The sequence below is a fragment of the Gilliamella sp. Imp1-1 genome (assembly GCF_001690415.1).
Classification (GTDB): Bacteria; Pseudomonadota; Gammaproteobacteria; order Enterobacterales; family Orbaceae; genus Gilliamella; species Gilliamella bombi.
The window spans coordinates 1-2,460 of sequence record NZ_LZHK01000104.1; the positions used below are offsets into that span (position 1 = coordinate 1).

Below are 2,460 nucleotides of genomic sequence, written 5' to 3' on the forward strand. Positions count from 1 at the left end.
GCTCTTTTTAACCAAGCATAATAACCCGATGAACTGACACCAAGTAATGAGCATATCCTAGTAACGGGATAGCAGGTTAAATGATTTTTCATATAAGCGTACTTCATCGACTTGGATTGTTGATGATATGCACATGCGCCTTTTTTAGTATATCATTGGCCATTTTCAGTTCTTTAATCTCTTTTTCTAACGCCATAATCCGCTGTTGCTCAGCGGTTAACTCTCGACGGCTAGTTTTATTCGGGGAAAGTTGCCTAATCCATTTATCTAGGGTTGATTTACCCACACCTAGATGGTTGGCAAGTTCGCTGATAGAAAGGTGTGCATTAGATAACGCATAATCCACTGATTGTTGTTTGAATTCGATACTAAATTTTTTGACCATGATATTTGTCTCCTATGATTTTTGTTTATATCATAGAGGCGAATTGTGTCCACTTTTTTGGCGAGGATCATCTTTTAAAATAGCCACGATTTGATGTTCAGCCATTTTTTTCATAATTAAATTCCCTTTTACTTTTATCATAGAGAATTTTCTACTTTTTTGCTGTACTATTTTAGGGGATAGTTACAAAAATATTTAAAATTATTTGAATCCTTTTCATACCTTCAAACCTCTTTTATATAGTAGAGGAAAAAATAATGAAAAAAATTGATGATAATCTCATTTTACAGGCCAGTTCAGGTAATGAAGTTGCTATGGCTAAATTACTCGAAAAATGCCAACCAGATCTAAATCGCTTTTCAAGAAAAGTTTGTTCCACTGCTGAAGACGCAGAAGATGCAGTACAAGTGGCACTCTGGGTTTTATATAAAAAAATAGGTGTTTTGCGAACTATTTCCGCACTGTCAGCGTGGTTGTTTCGCATTATTGAGCGAGAATGCTACAGAATATTTCGTTCAAATAACAAAACATTCGCAATGGATCCTGATGATATGGAAGAGCTATTTGGAACTAGTAACTCTATAGCTGATGAATCAATATTAAAAATTGACTTAACTAAAGCAATAATTTCTCTTCCCTATACTTATCGAAGTGTAATAATTCTTAGAGATATCAGAGAATTATCAACTTATGAAGTGTCTAATATGCTTGAAATTAGCCCAGAAGCAGTGAAAAGTAGACTTCACAGAGCTAGAAATATTATACGAAAAAAATTAGAGATTAGTGGTCATTCACACTGAAATAGTAATTATGAATACTTTATATATTAATATTCACAATTATAAAGGAACTATTTATGGTAATGAATACAAATGGCATTAAAGAAAATATGATTTAACTTGATTAGATACTCATCCCCTAGCAAGCTAGGGGCAGTAACCATGCAACATAACAAATTCACACATTGAGCTATTTTCACTTTAAGTCTGTTGAAATTGATTCATCTTTTTTTGTACAGGGAATACATGTTTTACCTGGATTGGTTATAGTCATTATGAGACCAATTACCCAACAGGCAGGGCATCCTCTTAATACAAAAAAACCTAAAACAGCCGATACAAGTCCCAATAAAACGCTCCAGACAGCACCTTGAATGAACAGATATATTGTTAAACCGAGCAAACCAAATCCAATACATCCTCGTAGTAAATGCCTTAATACAGAACTACTTCTAAACATGATATTACCTCTTAAAATTATTTAATTTAAATTTCATTTTATTTACATTTTTCTCTTAATGGTGATATCAATGAGAGATATCCTGTAATATGTACTTCCTCAAAGTAAACTGTTATTCATCATTATATCAAGGAAGTAGCGAGTGGATTTTTTAGCTAGTTTATTTTTCTTTTCATAATTGAACGCATAGGGCAAAATCCTATAGTTCCAGTACAAACCAGAATTATTCCTGTTGCGATAGCAATCCACATTACTAGGGCTGTTGGAGCAAAAAGAAAGCCTAAATAAGCAATACAGGCACCAATAATAATTCGACATAAACGCTCAAAACTTGGAATATTTTTTTTAAAACTCATATTTTTTTCCTCTTTAAAATTAGATTTAATAATGAACTACTCTAATAAAGAGTCGACAAAATCAAAAAAAGATTCAAAAAATTTTCATTTAAATGGATTTTAATTATCAAATTAGCGGAATACATTGAATTAATGTCTTTTATTTAAGTTTATAGGTATTTCAAATTAGGAGTGAATTTAGGTAAAGGATAGTTATAAATAATTAAAAAATTAATTGTAATTGATTAGGGGCTGTTGATCTTTGCTGTACATAAATTACTCAACAATACATTGGCAGCCACATTAACATAAATGCCAGTGATACCATACTGGCATAATTCCTTTCTAACTTATCGTATCTAGTTGATATTGAACGATATTGCTTGATTCTAGCAAAGGCATTCTCGACTAAATGACGATAGCGATAAAGGCACCTATCCATACTGCTTTTATCTATATCCTTACCATAATTACGTTTAGCAATCACCGTTCGTCCGCCTT

5 protein-coding genes are annotated in these 2,460 nt (G+C 32.2%); 1 reads left to right on the forward strand and 4 read right to left on the reverse strand.

Features of this window, described 5'->3' with window-relative positions:
- Positions 1-103: 103 nt before the first annotated feature.
- Positions 104-385: an IS3 family transposase gene (locus A9G38_RS09150; protein ID WP_034915696.1), complete on the reverse strand. Its 282-nt coding sequence runs from the start codon at positions 383-385 to the stop codon at positions 104-106.
- Positions 386-642: 257 nt separating this feature from the next.
- On the opposite strand from A9G38_RS09150, the gene A9G38_RS09155 reads away from it, so the two are divergent.
- The gene (locus tag A9G38_RS09155; RefSeq protein WP_051634374.1) at positions 643-1,185 is read left to right on the forward strand and encodes an RNA polymerase sigma factor; all 543 of its coding nucleotides are present in this window, start codon (positions 643-645) and stop codon (positions 1,183-1,185) included.
- Positions 1,186-1,360: 175 nt separating this feature from the next.
- Here A9G38_RS09155 and A9G38_RS09160 read toward each other — a convergent pair whose 3' ends face one another.
- From A9G38_RS09160 to A9G38_RS11785, 3 genes are all read right to left on the reverse strand, one after another.
- Positions 1,361-1,624, reverse strand: coding sequence for a hypothetical protein (locus tag A9G38_RS09160; protein ID WP_051634372.1), 264 nt, complete (start codon positions 1,622-1,624; stop codon positions 1,361-1,363).
- A 155-nt stretch (positions 1,625-1,779) separates the two neighbouring features.
- Positions 1,780-1,980 (reverse strand): YgaP family membrane protein, encoded by a 201-nt coding sequence (locus A9G38_RS09165; protein WP_034915691.1) that lies wholly within the window; start codon positions 1,978-1,980, stop codon positions 1,780-1,782.
- 259 nt (positions 1,981-2,239) lie between these two features.
- Positions 2,240-2,460 (reverse strand): transposase (locus A9G38_RS11785; protein WP_141671736.1); only part of this gene is annotated, 221 nt, incomplete at its 5' end.